Below are 14,913 nucleotides of genomic sequence, written 5' to 3' on the forward strand. Positions count from 1 at the left end.
AATCTAGTTGAGAATTTCATCGGCGATTGCTCTCGCCTTACTTTTCATCGCCTGAGGGCCTTCAGACCAAGACTTGGTAATCGGGCGACCGATAACAACAAAGGTTGCACCTGTAGAGATTGCATCCCGTGGGGTCATCGTGCGCTTCTGGTCATCGCTGCCAGCTTCAGATAATGGGCGAACGCCAGGAGTAATAATCGCAGGTGTTGCACCTACCGCAGAGCGGATGGCTGCAATTTCCAAAGGAGAGCAGACGATTGCTCGGGCTCCCGCGCTTACAGACATCTTCGCAAGCGCTACTGCGCTCTCAAGCGCTGGGTTTGCATAACCAATTTCAAAGAGATCCTCCTCAGATAGCGAGGTCAAAATCGTGACTGCCGTGACATCAGTTGCAGGAACGGCATCGACTGCTGCCTTAACCATTGCACGACCACCGGATGCATGCACCGTGAGAAATCTAGGAGCAAGAGATGCGATTGCACTTGCCGCGCCTTGCACAGTGTGAGGAATATCGTGGAGTTTGAGATCGAGGAAAATATCAGCATCAGTCTCTGATTGAATCGCTGTGACTCCGGCATGACCAAAGGTGAGGAAGAATTCAAGCCCCAATTTATAGACGCTTACAGAGTCTTGAGTTGCTGCTATCCATTGCTTAGCAATCTCAAGATCTGGTGTGTCAACTGCAAGAACGATAGGGGCTTTCATTACGCCCCTTCCCTGTGTGCATAACCGATTGCTTGCTGCATTGTGGCAAAACCACGGATAGCCAATAAATCTCGCAATTCATTTTGAATATCAATCAAAGCCTTTGGATTACCAAAGCTTGCCGTTCCTACTGACACACCTGATGCTCCTGCAAGGATGAGTTCTAGTGCATCTCGGCCTGATGCCACACCACCCATTCCAAGAATTGGAACCTTGGGCAGTGCTGCATGCACCTGATAAATCGCTCTCACAGCAACAGGTTTAATCGCAGGACCAGAAAGCCCTCCCGTTTTGCCACCCAAGTGCGGTTTCATCGAATCAATATTGATGACCATACCTAATACGGTATTAATCAGAGCTAGTCCATCTGCGCCAGCATCGACTACACCACGAGCGATTGCGGGAAGATCTGTGACATCAGGAGAAAGTTTTGCAATAATTGGCAATTCTCCCCCAATAGTCTTACGCACACCATCGATGACTCGGCGTGAACTCTCTGGGTCGCATGCAAATACAAGTCCGCGGTTTTCAACATTGGGACAAGAAATATTGACTTCAACAGCACTGATGCCAGAGACTGAACGAAGTTTGCGTGCAAGAGTTGAGTACTCCTCGACCGTTTCACCGGCAATAGAGACAATCACTCGGGCTTTCTGTTCAACCAGCCATGGAACATCGTTTGCAAGAAATGCATCGATTCCTGGTCCTTGCAATCCAATTGAGTTGAGCATCCCTGATGGAGTCTCTGCCATACGAGGTGTTGGGCGACCATGTCGCGGCTTACTCATCACAGACTTCGTGACGATAGCCCCTACTTGATTAAGAGGAAAGAACTGCGCCAGCTCTTTACCGCTGCTTGCACAACCACTTGCTGTGAAAATCGGGGTTGGAAACCAAGCATTGCCCAGGGTTGTGGACATATCCACTGGAAAACTCATGAGGACACTTCCGGTACTTTGCCTACTAAATCCCAGTGAACAGTGGAGCCATCCATAACTGGTCCATCAATACACGATCTCAGCATTGACGTTGACCCGTCTTCGTTACGAACAGGGAGTACGCACGTCATGCATATTCCAATTCCACATGCCATTGACTCCTCAACAGCACATTGATGGATGACATCTGTATCAGCAACAAGAGCAGTAATTGCAGAGAGCATCGCCATAGGACCACATGAATAAATCACATCAATATTTCGATCTTTGACGATATTAAGAAGATTCTCCGTGACACGCCCTGTCTCACCCATCGAGCCATCTTCTGTATAAATCTTCAATGAATTTACTGAGCGTTTACCTTCCATCGGTGCATAGATCTTTGATCCAACGCTGGCCCCCAACAACATATCTACTTTGCAACCGCGTGACTTAAGAACATCTGCCAAACCGAATAACGGTGCTGAACCGTAACCTCCGCCGATGAGTAGTGCGCTGATGGGTTCTGTTGGAATACCAAAAGCTGTCCCAAGAGGAGCGACAATATCTATCTCGGCTCCCTCAAGTTGGGAGCACAACCACTTACTTCCAGAACCGTGAGGGGCAACTATTAACTCCATAGTTCCGCCATATTGCGAACTTTCGGATACTCGAGAGATTGCGAATGCACGACGCAAAATCAACTTAGATGTATCGCCACCAACGCGTATTGCTACAAAGTTTCCAGGGCGACAGTTCTTTACGATATCGCCAACATTAAGCAATATCTGGTGATAAGCACCAACGCGCTTGTTCGAAAGTATCGTCACCATCTCTTGAACGGCGTTCTTATTGATTGTTGCCATTAGCGTTTGAGCCATTCTTGGATAGGAGAGACACTCAAATCTCCAGCTTGTAATGCCTTGATTCCTTCAACGGCCGCGCTAAAACCTGCAGTAGTTGTGATAATCGGAATGGATCTTTGCACGGCAGCTGTGCGAATCGCCCAACCATCTGCGCGTGTTCCACGGCCGACCGGAGTGTTAATCACCAGATCAATATCTCCTGAATTGAGCATTTCAACAATCGTCTTCTCACCCATAGGACCTGTTCCTTGAGAGTTCTTGCGTACAACAACTGTTGCAACGCCATGCTCTGCAAGGAAAGTCGCGGTTCCATCGGTGGCAAGCAATCTGAATCCGAGGGCAGCTAAACCTTGAGCAGGTGCGATCCCATGCTTCTTATCCTTATCGGCAAGTGAGATAAAGACTGTTCCTGTCTTTGGAAGTGGTCCAAATGAACTGATCTGAGACTTTGCATATGACTCACCAAATGTTGCAGCGATGCCCATCACTTCACCGGTTGAACGCATCTCAGGTCCAAGAACCGCATCGACTCCCCGACCATCGGCACGGCGGAAACGGTTCCATGGAAGAACAGCCTCCTTCACGCTAATTCCCTTTGCGACAGCATCTCCTTCAGTAGGAAGTACTCCCTCTGCACGAAGTTCTGCAATCGTTGTCCCTAGAGAAATTCGTGCTGCAGCTTTAGCGAGTGGCACACCAGTTGCCTTGCTGACAAATGGCACTGTGCGAGATGCACGTGGATTTGCTTCTAAGACATAGAGAATGTGATCGGCCATCGCGAACTGAATATTGATAAGACCCAGAACTCCCACTCCTTGAGCAATCTTTAATGTCGCTTCACGAATCTGAACGCGTTGTGAATCAGAAATAGTCATCGCAGGAAGCACGCATGCGCTATCACCTGAGTGAATACCCGCCTCTTCAATATGTTCCATGATTCCACCCAGAAAGAGTTCGTTGCCGTCATAGAGAGCATCGACATCTAATTCAATTGCTGAATCAAGGAAGCGATCTACCAAGACTGGGTGATCTGGAGTGATATCAGTTGCGCGAGAAATGAAGCCAGATAGCGCTTCATCGTCATAAACGATCTCCATGCCGCGCCCGCCAAGAACGAAACTTGGACGAACTAAGACTGGATATCCGATGCGATGGGCGATATCGAGCGCTTCCATTTGAGAAGATGCCATTCCAAATTCAGGTGCAGTGAGACCTTGTTCTTTTAGAACTTGCCCAAATGCTCCACGCTCTTCAGCTAAATTGATTGCATCAGGACTTGTTCCAAGAATGGTGACACCTGCTGCCTTGAGACCTGCTGCAAGTCCTAGTGGCGTCTGTCCTCCCAGTTGAGTGATGACACCTAACACGGGTCCAGCTTGAGTTTCTGCATGCACAACTTCCAGGACATCTTCGAGAGTAAGTGGTTCAAAATAGAGTCGATCGGATGTGTCGTAATCGGTGGAAACCGTCTCAGGGTTGCAGTTAATCATGATGGTTTCATAACCTGCAGCACGTAATGTGAAGGATGCATGAACGCATGAGTAATCGAACTCAATTCCCTGACCAATACGGTTTGGCCCACTACCGAGAATAATCACAGCAGGCTTGGTGCGAGGTCGAACCTCTGTCTCTTCCTCGTAACTTGAGTAGTGATACGGAGTAAATGCTTCAAACTCAGCAGCACATGTATCAACAGTCTTATAGACAGGGCGAAGATTGAGTTGATGACGGGCCTTTCTCACATCACCTTCAGAAATTCCACGGATGGCAGCAATCTGCGCATCAGAAAATCCTGTGCTCTTTGCAAGCTTAAGTAGATCTAGTGAGAGCTCGCCAGGTTGGGCAATAGTGCGCGCAACATCATTAATAATCTCAATCTGACGCAAGTACCAGCGATCAATCTTGGTTGAGCTAAAGACCTCATCCATCGTCGCGCCCAACCACAGTGCACGTTGCACTTGCTGCAGTCGATACTCTGTTGGCATCTTCATAGATTCCAGAAGATTTGATTTCTCATCAACTGAGCGGGCATCGGTGAAGGTGAAGATGGCCTCTTTGCGTTCTAAAGAACGAAGGGCTTTCATCAGCGCTTCAGGGAATGAGCGACCAATAGCCATCGCCTCCCCCACGCTCTTCATTGTCGTTGTCAGACGAGGGTCCGCATCTTGAAACTTCTCAAAGGCAAAACGAGGCGCCTTCACGACAATGTAATCAAGAGTCGGTTCAAAAGAAGCTGGTGTGACCTGTGTGATGTCATTCTTGATTTCATCGAGGGTGTAACCAATAGCAAGCTTGGTAGCAATCTTTGCAATAGGAAAACCTGTCGCCTTTGAAGCAAGAGCACTTGAGCGAGAAACACGAGGGTTCATCTCAATGACAATGATGCGACCTGTATCAGGATTGACAGCAAATTGGATATTACAGCCACCTGTATCAACGCCAACTTCACGAATGATGTCGATAGAGAGGTCACGCAGCTTCTGGTATTCAACGTCTGTCAGTGTCAGAGCAGGAGCCACGGTAATCGAATCTCCAGTATGGACACCCATCGGATCGATATTTTCAATGCTGCAGACGATCACCACGTTATCTGACTTATCTCTCATTACTTCGAGTTCATACTCTTTCCAACCGATGATTGACTCCTCGATCAGAACTTCCGAAGTCGGACTGTGGCGAAGACCTGCGCCAGCAATCTGCCGGAGAGTCTGCTCATCAAATGCGATTCCAGAACCTAAACCACCCATAGTGAATGAAGGGCGGATTACTGCCGGATAACCAAGTTGAGCAACTGCCCCCATCACATCATCCATGGTGTGACAGATGATCGAGCGGGCTGACTCTCCACCAATCTTTTCAACAATTCCTCTAAAGAGTTCACGATTTTCACCGCGTTCAATCGCATCGACATCTGCACCGATGAGTTTGACGTTATATCTCTCGAGAGTTCCAGCCTTAAAGAGTCCGATTGCAGCGTTAAGAGCGGTCTGACCACCCAGCGTTGCAAGAACCGCATCTGGACGCTCCTTTGCGATGATGCGCTCAATAAATTCCGGTGTGATGGGCTCGATGTAGGTCGCATCTGCAAATTCAGGATCAGTCATAATCGTTGCTGGGTTTGAATTGACCAAGATGACGCGAATGCCTTCAGCACGCAATACACGGCAGGCTTGTGTTCCCGAATAATCAAATTCGCAGGCCTGTCCGATGACAATCGGTCCTGAACCAATGACCAGTACGCTCTTTATCGATTCATCGCGAGCCATTAGAGCGCCTCAACTTTTCTTGGATATTGCACCATCAAATCCACAAATCGATCAAAGAGATAAGCAGCATCATGTGGGCCGGCTGCAGCTTCTGGGTGATACTGCACGCTAAATGCACCGCGTTCTGTGAGTTCAAGACCTTCTACAACTCCATCGTTGAGTGATACATGTGTGACCTGACCTGGACCATAGACGGTGGAAAACCCTGCATCGGTTGGCGCCTGCAAAGCAAAGCCATGATTGTGCGCAGTGATTTCTACCTTTCCCGTCTTGCGATCAATAACGGGTTGATTAATACCGCGGTGGCCAAATTGCAGCTTGTATGTTTCAAACCCGAGTGCGCGACCAAGAATCTGATGACCGAAGCAGATACCAAAGATGGGAATCTCTTGGGCAAGAATTGACCGCACGAGTTCAATCGTTTCAGTCATCGTTGCAGGATCTCCCGGGCCATTAGAGAGAAACACTCCATCAGGCTTAATCGCTAAAATCTCATCTAGCGTTGCGTTATATGGCATTACATGAACTTCAATGCCACGCTCTGCCATAGCTCGAGGTGTGGCGCCCTTAATCCCTAAGTCAATCGCTGCAACAGTGAATTTCCTCTCCCCAACTGCAGGAACAACATATGTCGATTCTGTTGAAACATCAGCGCTGAGGTATGCACCACTCATTGCAGGTTGTTTACGAACCTCAATAACCATTTCTTCACGAGAGAGATCAAGGCCTGAGAAGATTCCAACACGCATAGCTCCACGATCACGTAAGTGACGTGTAATGGCTCGCGTATCAACTCCTTGAATTCCAACTATCGCCTGATCAATTAACTCTGCTTCAAGATTCTTCTCGCTACGCCAATTACTAGTAAGCGTTGAAGGATTTCGCACTACAAATCCTGCCACCCAGTATTTCTTTGATTCATTATCAAAAGTATTGACTCCAGTATTTCCAATATGCGGCGCTGTCATCACAACAACTTGCTTGTGGTAAGAGGGGTCAGTGAGGGTTTCTTGGTAGCCAGTCATGCCTGTTTGAAAGACAGCTTCACCAAATGTCTTACCGGTTGCAGCCCATGAACTTCCTTCAAAGATGCGGCCATCATCGAGGACGAAGAATGCTTTACTCATGCATTTCCCCCTTCGAAGACGACCTTGCCGCTATAGATTGTCGCCAGAATTCGTCCTGGCAACTCCATCCCATGGAAGGGAGTATTGCGACTTCGGGAGGCAACTAGATCGCGATCCACTCTCAACACCTGCGTTGGATTCATCACAGTAATGTGTGCTGGAGCCCCAACCTTTAACTCTTGCCCTTGATTCTCATAGCGACCAATTCGAGCGGGTGCATAACTCATGCGATCTGCAACCTTCTCCCAGTTCATAAAACCAGTTTCCACCATTGTCTTGTTGACGATGCTGAGTGCGGTTTCAAGACCGAGCATGCCAAAGGATGCTTCCTGCCATTCGCACTCTTTTGTCTCAGCTGGGTGTGGAGCGTGATCTGTTGCCACAATATCGATGGTTCCATCTGCAAGTGCCTCACGCAGTGCCATCACATCTGCTTCTGTGCGCAGCGGTGGGTTTACCTTAAATACAGGGTCATAACTGCGAGCTAACTCATCTGTGAGCAGTAAGTGATGTGGAGTGACCTCAGCAGTCACGCTAATTCCACGAGCCTTTGCCCATCGAATGATTTCAACTCCGCCTGCAGTTGTGAGGTGGCAGATATGCAGCCGCGCCTGCACGTGATCGGCAAGCAGGACATCGCGAGCGATGATCGCTTCCTCCGCTATTGCAGGCCAACCCTTAAGACCTAGTTGTGAAGAGACAATTCCTTCATTCATTTGTGAGCCTTGTGTCAGACGTGGTTCTTGCGCATGTTGGGCAATCACACCATCGAACTTCTTCACATACTCAAGTGCTCGACGCATAACGAGAGGATCAAAGACGCAATGTCCATCATCGCTAAAGACTCGAACTCGCGCCATGGAATCTGCCATTGCACCAATTTCAGCAAGATGTTCGCCTTCAAGTCCTCGAGTAACAGCACCTATCGGAAATACATCAAGTAGACCGGCAGCTTGTCCGAGTCGGTATACCTGCTCAACAACCCCAGCTGTGTCGGCAACAGGTGAGGTATTTGCCATGGCGCTCAGCGCCGTAAAGCCACCTTTAACCCCAGCACGAGAACCGGATTCGACAGTCTCTGCATCTTCTCTTCCGGGCTCACGCAAGTGCGTGTGGAGGTCAACTAGTCCTGGCAGAACTATGGAGTGAGATGCATCAATTCGCGTCGCATCTTTATCCTCAATCTTCTCGGCGACCTGAGCGATGAGGCCATCCTTGATAAGAAGATCTGATTTCTTTCCGTTAGCGAGTGTTCCGCCTGAGATAAGGATTGATTGACTCATTCTGATGCTCCGATCTCTTGGGAACCTGCAAGAAGTAGATAGAGAATCGCCATGCGAACACTGACTCCATTTGTTACCTGCTCAAGAATCACTGAACGCGCGCTATCTGCACTATCTGCAGTGATTTCCAGTCCACGATTCATAGGCCCCGGGTGCATCACAATTGCGCTTGGTTTCATAAGCTTGAGGCGATCTTTGTTCAATCCGAAGTAACGTGAATACTCACGTGCATTAGGGAAGAAGAGCTCCGTCATTCGCTCCAGTTGAATACGTAACATCATCACTGCATCAACAGATTCAATCACCGAATCAAAGTCATAAGAAACTTTCACAGGCCACGATTCAACGCCCACAGGTAGGAGAGTCGGTGGAGCAACGAGTGTTACCGCAGCACCTAGCTTGGTAAGAAGGAGAACATTGGAACGTGCAACGCGTGAGTGCAGCACATCTCCGACGATTGCAATATGCAGACCGGTGAGGTCATCTCCCCCATGTGCTAAATGCTTTCTTATTGTGAATGCATCGAGAAGTGCCTGGCTTGGATGCTCGTGTGTTCCATCTCCAGCATTGACAACAGACCCAGTCATCCACTGACTATCTGCTAAACGCTGTGCAGCACCTGATGCGCTATGGCGAATGATGACTGCATCAGCGCCCATAGCCTGCAGTGTTTGGGCTGTATCTTTTAAGGATTCGCCCTTGCTGACGCTAGAGCCTTTTGCAGAGAAGTTAATAACATCTGCAGATAGTCGCTTTGCAGCCGCTTCAAAGGAGATGCGTGTTCTAGTGGAATCTTCTGCAAAGAGATTGACGATCGTGCGACCACGCAGAGTGGGAAGCTTCTTCATAGGTCCATCAGATACCCGAGCAAGCTCTTCAGCTGTATTGAGGATTTGCAGCGCCTCGCTCTTGCTCAAATCTGCAATGGATAGGAGGTGGCGCATTAATTGCCACCTTCTTCCAGTGATACTGCATCCAGGCCATCGAGCTCTGTGAATTGAACCTTGATGATCTGAGTCGGTGAAGTCGGTAGGTTTTTGCCCACGTAATCTGCCTTAATAGGCAGTTGGCGATGGCCGCGATCGACAAGGACTGCAAGCTGGACAGTCTTTGGTCGCCCGATCTCACCAAGTGCATCCAGTGCTGCGCGAATGGTGCGACCTGAGAAGAGAACATCATCGACAAGGACGACATTGCGATCTTCAACGCCAAGGGATGGAATGACTGTTGGCATTAGGGCGCGAGGTGGGCGCATACGTAGATCATCGCGGTGCAAGGTGATATCTAGAGTTCCCGATTGAACGGGCTTTCCTTCGATTGCTTCTATATTTGCAGCTATTCGAGCGGCAAGGTGGGCACCTCGTGTGGGGATGCCCAGAAGTGTGATGGAGTCCGAACCAGAGTTACGTTCGAGAATCTCGTGGGAAATGCGGGTAATAGCTCGTGCCATATCTGGCGCCGGCAGGGCAAGGCTCATGTAAATCTCCTTCCCCGCCTCGCAGGACGGGTCGTTAAAGGATGTTGGCGGATTCTAGCACCAAAGTTTGGCTCTCTGTGGATTGGCATAACTCATACGCGTCGACGCAACCTAGCCTCACCCCATGAATACTGAGGTCACTATCGCGCAAGTCTCCGCTCGCCTCCGGGCAATACGCATCTCTCGCTCACTCTCCCTGAGCGATGTAGAAATACTCAGTAAGGGCGCACTCAAAGCGGTAGTACTTGGCTCCTATGAACGCGGCGCCCGAACACTGAGCATTAAACGTGCAATCTCCATAGCTGCTCTCTATGACGTGCCCTTGGCGCAACTTTTTACTGAGGCACTACCAGTGGAAGTCATATCAGCCGAACGTATTGTCATCGATCTGCGTGCAGTCAACCGTCGAGCACTCGATGACACGCACCCTAGCAACGCCAACTATCTCCTTCTTGCACGATTGGCCCAAAAGCTCATTCGCTCTCGTCAGGATTGGAATGGTGAAGTCTTATCTATCCGCCATGCAGATATGGAGACTATTTCAGTTCTCTTTGATCTACCTATTTCCCAAGTAATGCAGTGGTTAGAGAAGGAGAACCTTTTACTTAAGGTGCGTCAGAGCTAAATTGCAATACTGTCTTTAATGGATGAGATACGACCTAAAACACCATGTATATAGCCTGCAGATTCATCTGTTGAAAGCTCTCTCGCAAGAGTGAGCGCCTCATCGATTGCAATGCCATCATCTAAATCAGCACTCCAAACGATTTCATAAATCCCAAGGCGCAGAATATTTCGGTCCACGGCTGGAAGACGATCCATATCCCAGCCTTGAGCGTATGTGGAGATAAGTTCATCAATCTTGCGCTTATTCTCTGTGACCCCTGCAATGAGAAGCTTTGTAAATTCTCGTATGGGGCGTGCATCAGGGCCCTCTTCGATGACATCACGAAGAGCTAAAAGATCGGCAGCAGAGGTGCTACGAATATCAGCCTCATAGAGTAAATCTAGAGTCTGCTTACGTGCCTTACTGCGAGCTGACACTAGTTGGCGCGACCCTGATATGAACCATCGCGTGTATCAACAAGAACAATCTCATCCTGCTTAATAAACAGTGGCACCTGAATCTGAATACCAGTTTCAACAGTTGCAGGCTTAGTTCCACCAGATGAACGATCACCCTGTAGTCCTGGCTCTGTGTAGGTAATCTTAAGAGGAACAGAAGCTGGTAGATCAATGAAAAGAGGGTTGCCTTCATGGATTGCAACGATTGCTTCAGTGTTTTCAAGCATGTAGTTCGCTGCATCTCCGACAGTAGCTGCTGAGATATTCATCTGATCAAAGTTAACGTTATCCATAAATACGAAGTCATCGCCTTCCTTGTATAGGAAGTTCATTTCGCGCTTTTCTAGAATTGCGATTTCAACCTTGACGCCAGCGTTATATGTCTTATCCACAACTTTACCGGTCATTACCTGCTTGAGCTTTGTGCGAACGAAAGCTGGACCTTTACCTGGCTTTACGTGCTGGAACTCAACAACAGTCCATAACTGACCCTCGATATCAAGGGTCATGCCATTTTTTAGATCATTTGTTGTTGCCACGATAACTCCAGTTCATGCCTTCGCCAATCGAAGGTCAATAGAGCGCAGAGTTTACCGTATGTAATTAGGAGATTAACGCCTTCAGCGCGATGAGCGCTAAGACATAAGAATTGGGACCAAATCCTCCGATGGTTCCGTTTGCCACCCCTGAAATCACAGAAGTATGACGGAACTCTTCACGTGAAAGCGGGTTCGATAGATGCACCTCAATCAAGGGAGCCTTTACCAACTCCGCAGCATCACGGATTGCATAGGAATAGTGAGTGAAGGCTGCAGGATTGATTATGACTGGAGTCTTTGTATCTGTAGCTTCATGTAACCAGCCAATAATCTCTGCCTCATCGTTACTTTGGCGAACATCTGCTTCGAAGCCATGAGTCTTAGCAGCGTTCTCAATATGTGCAACAAGTGCTGGATATGTCATATCCCCATAGATAGAGGAATCGCGGATATCAAGACGCCCGAGGTTGGGGCCATTGAGTACTAGAACCTTCATGAGCTTAGCCTCTCATATGCGGCTATCAGCTCGCTCTCAATTGGATTTTCCAATCTCTGTGTCTTTCCGATTTCAGTGATCACCACAAATCGAAGTTCATTTCCACGTGTCTTCTTATCCAACTTCATTGCTGCAAGAAGCTCTGGCCACTGTGCCCCAGAGTAAGAAACGGGAAGGCCAAGATTTGTAAGAGTCTCTATATGTAATGACCGTAGCTCAGCTGAAATCAACTCCAGACTCTCTGAAAGATAGGCAATAAACGCCATTCCAATTGATACGCACTCACCATGACGCAATGAATACTTAGAGAGAAGTTCCACGGCATGGCCAAATGTGTGTCCATAGTTAAGAATCTCGCGATCAAAGCTCTCCTTGAAATCCCCTGACACAACCTGTGCTTTGACTGCCACAGATCTTTCAATCAACTCAACGGTGAGCGTGCGTGATGCTCGGATGTCAGCGAGGTTCTTTGAGGCCAGAAGGTTGAGAATCTCTTTATCACTGATAAATCCACATTTAACAACTTCCGCCAAACCGGCCACAAAATCTCTATCAGAGAGAGTTGAGAGCCACGATGGATCTATGAGCACTGCAATCGGAGAATGGAAAGCTCCAATTAGGTTCTTGCCGTAATCGCTATTGATTCCCGTCTTACCGCCTATCGCTGCATCGACCATGCCAGCAACTGTCGTTGGTACTGCAATCCAATCCATTCCTCGAAGCCAACTTGCAGCTAGGTAACCTGCGAAATCAGTAACTGCTCCCCCGCCAATACCCACAATCAAATCTGCACGAGTAAAGCCAGCCGCTCCCAACCAATTCCATGCCTGTGCGAGTACAGCTGCCGACTTACCAGCTTCTCCATCAGGGATAGGAAGATAGAAGAATTCACAATCTCCCGCTTGGAATTTCGGAATATCACTCTTCATCGATTCACTAAAAACAACTGCAACGCGGGTCCGTCCCTGAGAAAGCTCACTCAATTCTTTGAGATAGTCAACATCTATCAGTACGTCGTATTCACGGTCGGCACTCACATGAATCTTCTTCACTTGATCACCTCAAGGATTTCGCTGACGATATCACTCTCAGATTTAGTATTCACATCGATGACGGTATCGGCAATCGATTCATAAATCGGGCGCCTCGCCTCCATCAGTGTTTGCCACTGACCGCGTGGGTTGTGAAGAAGAAGTGGTCGATCACGATTGAAGCCTATTCGTGGAGCAACTGTTGCTAGAGAGATATCCAAATAGATGACAGGAGATGCAATGGCGCGAAGCGCTGATTGCGCATCCATAGAAATTGGAGCTCCCCCTCCTAAAGCAAGCACTGTTTCATCACTGAGTAACTCATCACGAAGGACAGCCTTTTCCAGAAGACGAAAAGCATCCTCACCATCTTCTAGGAAGATATCTGCCACTGTTCGTCCGGATCTCTCTTCAATCACGTGATCCGTATCTCTGAAAGTAATATCAAGACGCGCAGCAACTAATTGACCAATGGTTGTTTTTCCTGAACCCATAGGGCCAATCAGAATGACACGAGGAGGCATTGTGATTATTTGAAACGTAGATTCTTCATATAGGACTCATAATTGCGGCGCGTTTCCTGCACGGAATCACCACCAAATTTCTCTAATACTGCTTCTGCAAGAACTAGGGCTGCCATAGCTTCTGCAACAACTCCTGCAGCAGGTACAGCGCAGACATCAGAGCGTTGATTAATCGCCTTTGCAGCCTCACCAGTTTTAACATCAATAGTGTCCAATGCCTTTGGCACTGTTGAGATAGGTTTCATTGCAACCGATACACGCAAGATTTCACCGTTCGACATTCCGCCTTCAGTTCCGCCAGCGCGATCTGTGCGACGATGAATTGCACCATCTGAACCGCGTTCGATTTCATCATGGGCTATAGATCCACGGCGGGTTGCCGTTCTGAAACCGTCACCGATTTCCACTCCCTTAATTGCCTGAATACCCATTAACGCCCCGGCTAAACGTGCGTCTAGACGTCGATCCCAGTGCACGTGTGAACCCAATCCAGGAGGAAGGTTGTATGCCAATACTTCACATACTCCCCCGAGCGTGTCGCCGTCGGCATGAGCTGCCTCAATTTCAGTAATCATCGCAGCACTCGTTGCAGGATCAGAGCACCGAACGGGATCATCATCAATTCTCTTCATGTCGCCTGCTTGTGGAAGTTCATACGAGTCCGGAATACGCACTGACCCGATAGAAACCACATGACTCAAAATCGTGATTCCCACAGATTGCTCTAAGAATTTACGAGCGATTGCTCCCAAGGCAACTCGTGCTGCTGTCTCTCTCGCGCTCGCTCGCTCAAGAATGGGGCGAGCGTCATCAAAGTCATACTTTTGCATTCCCACTAAATCCGCATGTCCTGGACGTGGGCGAGTTAAAGGCGCATTACGCGCAAGATTTTCTATCTCATCTGCAGGAACAGGATCGGCAGACATCACCTTCTCCCACTTAGGCCATTCACTATTTCCCACTTGAACTGAAATGGGTCCACCTTGTGTAATACCAAGTCGAACTCCACCAAGAATAGTTACCTTATCCGCTTCAAAATTCTGACGAGCACCGCGACCAACACCTAAGCGCCGTCTTGCTAGATGAAAATCAATATCTGCAGTGGTGATTTCAATATGGGCTGGCATGCCTTCGATGATTGCCGATAGGGCTTGGCCATGAGATTCACCTGCTGTAATCCAACGCATGGACATATTCTTGCAGATAGAGACTCATTCTCGCGTCACATTAGAGGATGCTCAAAGGTCTCACTGCGAGAACTGCGCCACATAGCGCAGGGGCAAAGGCGATATCTCCCTTGAATGAGCGAGTACGCACGTAATGGATGGCTATCAAAATCATTGCGCAGACACACACCATCGCAAGATAGGCAACAGTTTGCGCCCCTCCAACGACAAAGTTCAATAGAACAATCATCAACTTCACATCTCCTGAGCCACATTTAGAGACTATCTGAAAGAGCAAGCTTGAGAGAACGCTGATGATAAGAAAGATTGGCTCTAGACGGGGATGTGATGACGCTAGCGATACTAGAAACAAGAGAAAGACGAAAACATTTGGAATACGTCTATGTCGGACATCAATCACCGAGATCATCAACAACAGGGCAAAAATCAC

At 48.4% G+C, this 14,913-nt stretch carries 16 protein-coding genes; 1 reads left to right on the forward strand and 15 read right to left on the reverse strand.

Annotated elements, in window-relative coordinates:
• Positions 1-3: 3 nt before the first annotated feature.
• The 8 genes from pyrF to pyrR are packed head-to-tail and all read right to left on the reverse strand — an operon-like array spanning position 4 to position 9,641.
• Positions 4-705 carry an orotidine-5'-phosphate decarboxylase gene (pyrF, locus tag A1sIIA65_RS03480; protein WP_095676193.1) on the reverse strand — a complete coding sequence of 234 codons (702 nt, stop codon included), beginning with the start codon at positions 703-705 and terminating at the stop codon, positions 4-6.
• On the reverse strand, positions 705-1,643 hold the full coding sequence (locus A1sIIA65_RS03485; protein WP_095676194.1) for a dihydroorotate dehydrogenase: 939 nt from the start codon (positions 1,641-1,643) through the stop codon (positions 705-707). Before A1sIIA65_RS03485 ends, pyrF begins: the two co-directional genes overlap by 1 nt.
• Entirely contained in the window at positions 1,640-2,503 is an 864-nt protein-coding gene (locus A1sIIA65_RS03490; RefSeq protein WP_223298490.1) for a dihydroorotate dehydrogenase electron transfer subunit, read from the reverse strand. The genes A1sIIA65_RS03485 and A1sIIA65_RS03490 overlap by 4 nt, the downstream gene beginning before the upstream one ends.
• Positions 2,488-5,754 carry a carbamoyl-phosphate synthase large subunit gene (carB, locus tag A1sIIA65_RS03495; protein WP_095676196.1) on the reverse strand — a complete coding sequence of 1,089 codons (3,267 nt, stop codon included), beginning with the start codon at positions 5,752-5,754 and terminating at the stop codon, positions 2,488-2,490. Before carB ends, A1sIIA65_RS03490 begins: the two co-directional genes overlap by 16 nt.
• Positions 5,754-6,881 carry a glutamine-hydrolyzing carbamoyl-phosphate synthase small subunit gene (carA, locus tag A1sIIA65_RS03500; RefSeq protein WP_095676197.1) on the reverse strand — a complete coding sequence of 376 codons (1,128 nt, stop codon included), beginning with the start codon at positions 6,879-6,881 and terminating at the stop codon, positions 5,754-5,756. Before carA ends, carB begins: the two co-directional genes overlap by 1 nt.
• Entirely contained in the window at positions 6,878-8,164 is a 1,287-nt protein-coding gene (locus A1sIIA65_RS03505; RefSeq protein WP_095676198.1) for a dihydroorotase, read from the reverse strand. Before A1sIIA65_RS03505 ends, carA begins: the two co-directional genes overlap by 4 nt.
• Positions 8,161-9,108 (reverse strand): aspartate carbamoyltransferase catalytic subunit, encoded by a 948-nt coding sequence (locus tag A1sIIA65_RS03510; protein WP_095676199.1) that lies wholly within the window; start codon positions 9,106-9,108, stop codon positions 8,161-8,163. Before A1sIIA65_RS03510 ends, A1sIIA65_RS03505 begins: the two co-directional genes overlap by 4 nt.
• Positions 9,108-9,641, reverse strand: a complete 534-nt coding sequence (gene pyrR / locus A1sIIA65_RS03515) for a bifunctional pyr operon transcriptional regulator/uracil phosphoribosyltransferase PyrR (protein ID WP_095676200.1) — start codon at positions 9,639-9,641, stop codon at positions 9,108-9,110. Before pyrR ends, A1sIIA65_RS03510 begins: the two co-directional genes overlap by 1 nt.
• A gap of 124 nt (positions 9,642-9,765) precedes the next feature.
• On the opposite strand from pyrR, the gene A1sIIA65_RS03520 reads away from it, so the two are divergent.
• Complete coding sequence (locus tag A1sIIA65_RS03520; RefSeq protein ID WP_095676201.1) at positions 9,766-10,266, forward strand: transcriptional regulator; 501 nt, start codon at positions 9,766-9,768, stop codon at positions 10,264-10,266.
• On the opposite strand, the gene nusB is transcribed toward A1sIIA65_RS03520, so the two are convergent.
• The 7 genes from nusB to A1sIIA65_RS03555 form a co-directional block, all read right to left on the reverse strand.
• The gene (gene nusB, locus A1sIIA65_RS03525; RefSeq protein ID WP_095676202.1) at positions 10,263-10,685 is read right to left on the reverse strand and encodes a transcription antitermination factor NusB; all 423 of its coding nucleotides are present in this window, start codon (positions 10,683-10,685) and stop codon (positions 10,263-10,265) included. The two genes, A1sIIA65_RS03520 and nusB, sit on opposite strands and share 4 nt — an antisense overlap.
• Positions 10,685-11,245, reverse strand: a complete 561-nt coding sequence (efp, locus tag A1sIIA65_RS03530; RefSeq protein ID WP_095676203.1) for an elongation factor P — start codon at positions 11,243-11,245, stop codon at positions 10,685-10,687. Before efp ends, nusB begins: the two co-directional genes overlap by 1 nt.
• Positions 11,246-11,309: 64 nt before the next feature.
• Positions 11,310-11,741: a type II 3-dehydroquinate dehydratase gene (gene aroQ / locus A1sIIA65_RS03535; protein WP_095676204.1), complete on the reverse strand. Its 432-nt coding sequence runs from the start codon at positions 11,739-11,741 to the stop codon at positions 11,310-11,312.
• The gene (aroB, locus tag A1sIIA65_RS03540; protein ID WP_095676205.1) at positions 11,738-12,793 is read right to left on the reverse strand and encodes a 3-dehydroquinate synthase; all 1,056 of its coding nucleotides are present in this window, start codon (positions 12,791-12,793) and stop codon (positions 11,738-11,740) included. Before aroB ends, aroQ begins: the two co-directional genes overlap by 4 nt.
• Positions 12,790-13,296 (reverse strand): shikimate kinase, encoded by a 507-nt coding sequence (locus A1sIIA65_RS03545; RefSeq protein WP_095676206.1) that lies wholly within the window; start codon positions 13,294-13,296, stop codon positions 12,790-12,792. Before A1sIIA65_RS03545 ends, aroB begins: the two co-directional genes overlap by 4 nt.
• A 5-nt stretch (positions 13,297-13,301) precedes the next feature.
• Entirely contained in the window at positions 13,302-14,483 is a 1,182-nt protein-coding gene (gene aroC / locus A1sIIA65_RS03550; protein ID WP_095676207.1) for a chorismate synthase, read from the reverse strand.
• A 40-nt stretch (positions 14,484-14,523) separates the two neighbouring features.
• On the reverse strand, positions 14,524-14,913 hold the full coding sequence (locus A1sIIA65_RS03555) for a prepilin peptidase (protein ID WP_125932726.1): 390 nt from the start codon (positions 14,911-14,913) through the stop codon (positions 14,524-14,526).

Origin of the sequence: Candidatus Planktophila dulcis, assembly GCF_002288225.1 — a bacterium.
Taxonomy (GTDB): domain Bacteria; phylum Actinomycetota; class Actinomycetes; order Nanopelagicales; family Nanopelagicaceae; genus Planktophila; species Planktophila dulcis.

Excerpts from the sequence above, each read along its gene's own strand:
- pyrF (WP_095676193.1), bottom strand. The coding sequence starts at position 705 with ATGAAAGCCCCTATCGTTCTTGCAGTTGACACACCAGATCTTGAGATT.
- A1sIIA65_RS03485 (WP_095676194.1), bottom strand. The coding sequence starts at position 1,643 with ATGAGTTTTCCAGTGGATATGTCCACAACCCTGGGCAATGCTTGGTTT.
- A1sIIA65_RS03490 (WP_223298490.1), bottom strand. The coding sequence starts at position 2,503 with ATGGCTCAAACGCTAATGGCAACAATCAATAAGAACGCCGTTCAAGAG.
- carB (WP_095676196.1), bottom strand. The coding sequence starts at position 5,754 with ATGGCTCGCGATGAATCGATAAAGAGCGTACTGGTCATTGGTTCAGGA.
- carA (WP_095676197.1), bottom strand. The coding sequence starts at position 6,881 with ATGAGTAAAGCATTCTTCGTCCTCGATGATGGCCGCATCTTTGAAGGA.
- A1sIIA65_RS03505 (WP_095676198.1), bottom strand. The coding sequence starts at position 8,164 with ATGAGTCAATCAATCCTTATCTCAGGCGGAACACTCGCTAACGGAAAG.
- A1sIIA65_RS03510 (WP_095676199.1), bottom strand. The coding sequence starts at position 9,108 with ATGCGCCACCTCCTATCCATTGCAGATTTGAGCAAGAGCGAGGCGCTG.
- pyrR (WP_095676200.1), bottom strand. The coding sequence starts at position 9,641 with ATGAGCCTTGCCCTGCCGGCGCCAGATATGGCACGAGCTATTACCCGC.
- A1sIIA65_RS03520 (WP_095676201.1), top strand. The coding sequence starts at position 9,766 with ATGAATACTGAGGTCACTATCGCGCAAGTCTCCGCTCGCCTCCGGGCA.
- aroQ (WP_095676204.1), bottom strand. The coding sequence starts at position 11,741 with ATGAAGGTTCTAGTACTCAATGGCCCCAACCTCGGGCGTCTTGATATC.
- A1sIIA65_RS03545 (WP_095676206.1), bottom strand. The coding sequence starts at position 13,296 with ATGCCTCCTCGTGTCATTCTGATTGGCCCTATGGGTTCAGGAAAAACA.
- aroC (WP_095676207.1), bottom strand. The coding sequence starts at position 14,483 with ATGCGTTGGATTACAGCAGGTGAATCTCATGGCCAAGCCCTATCGGCA.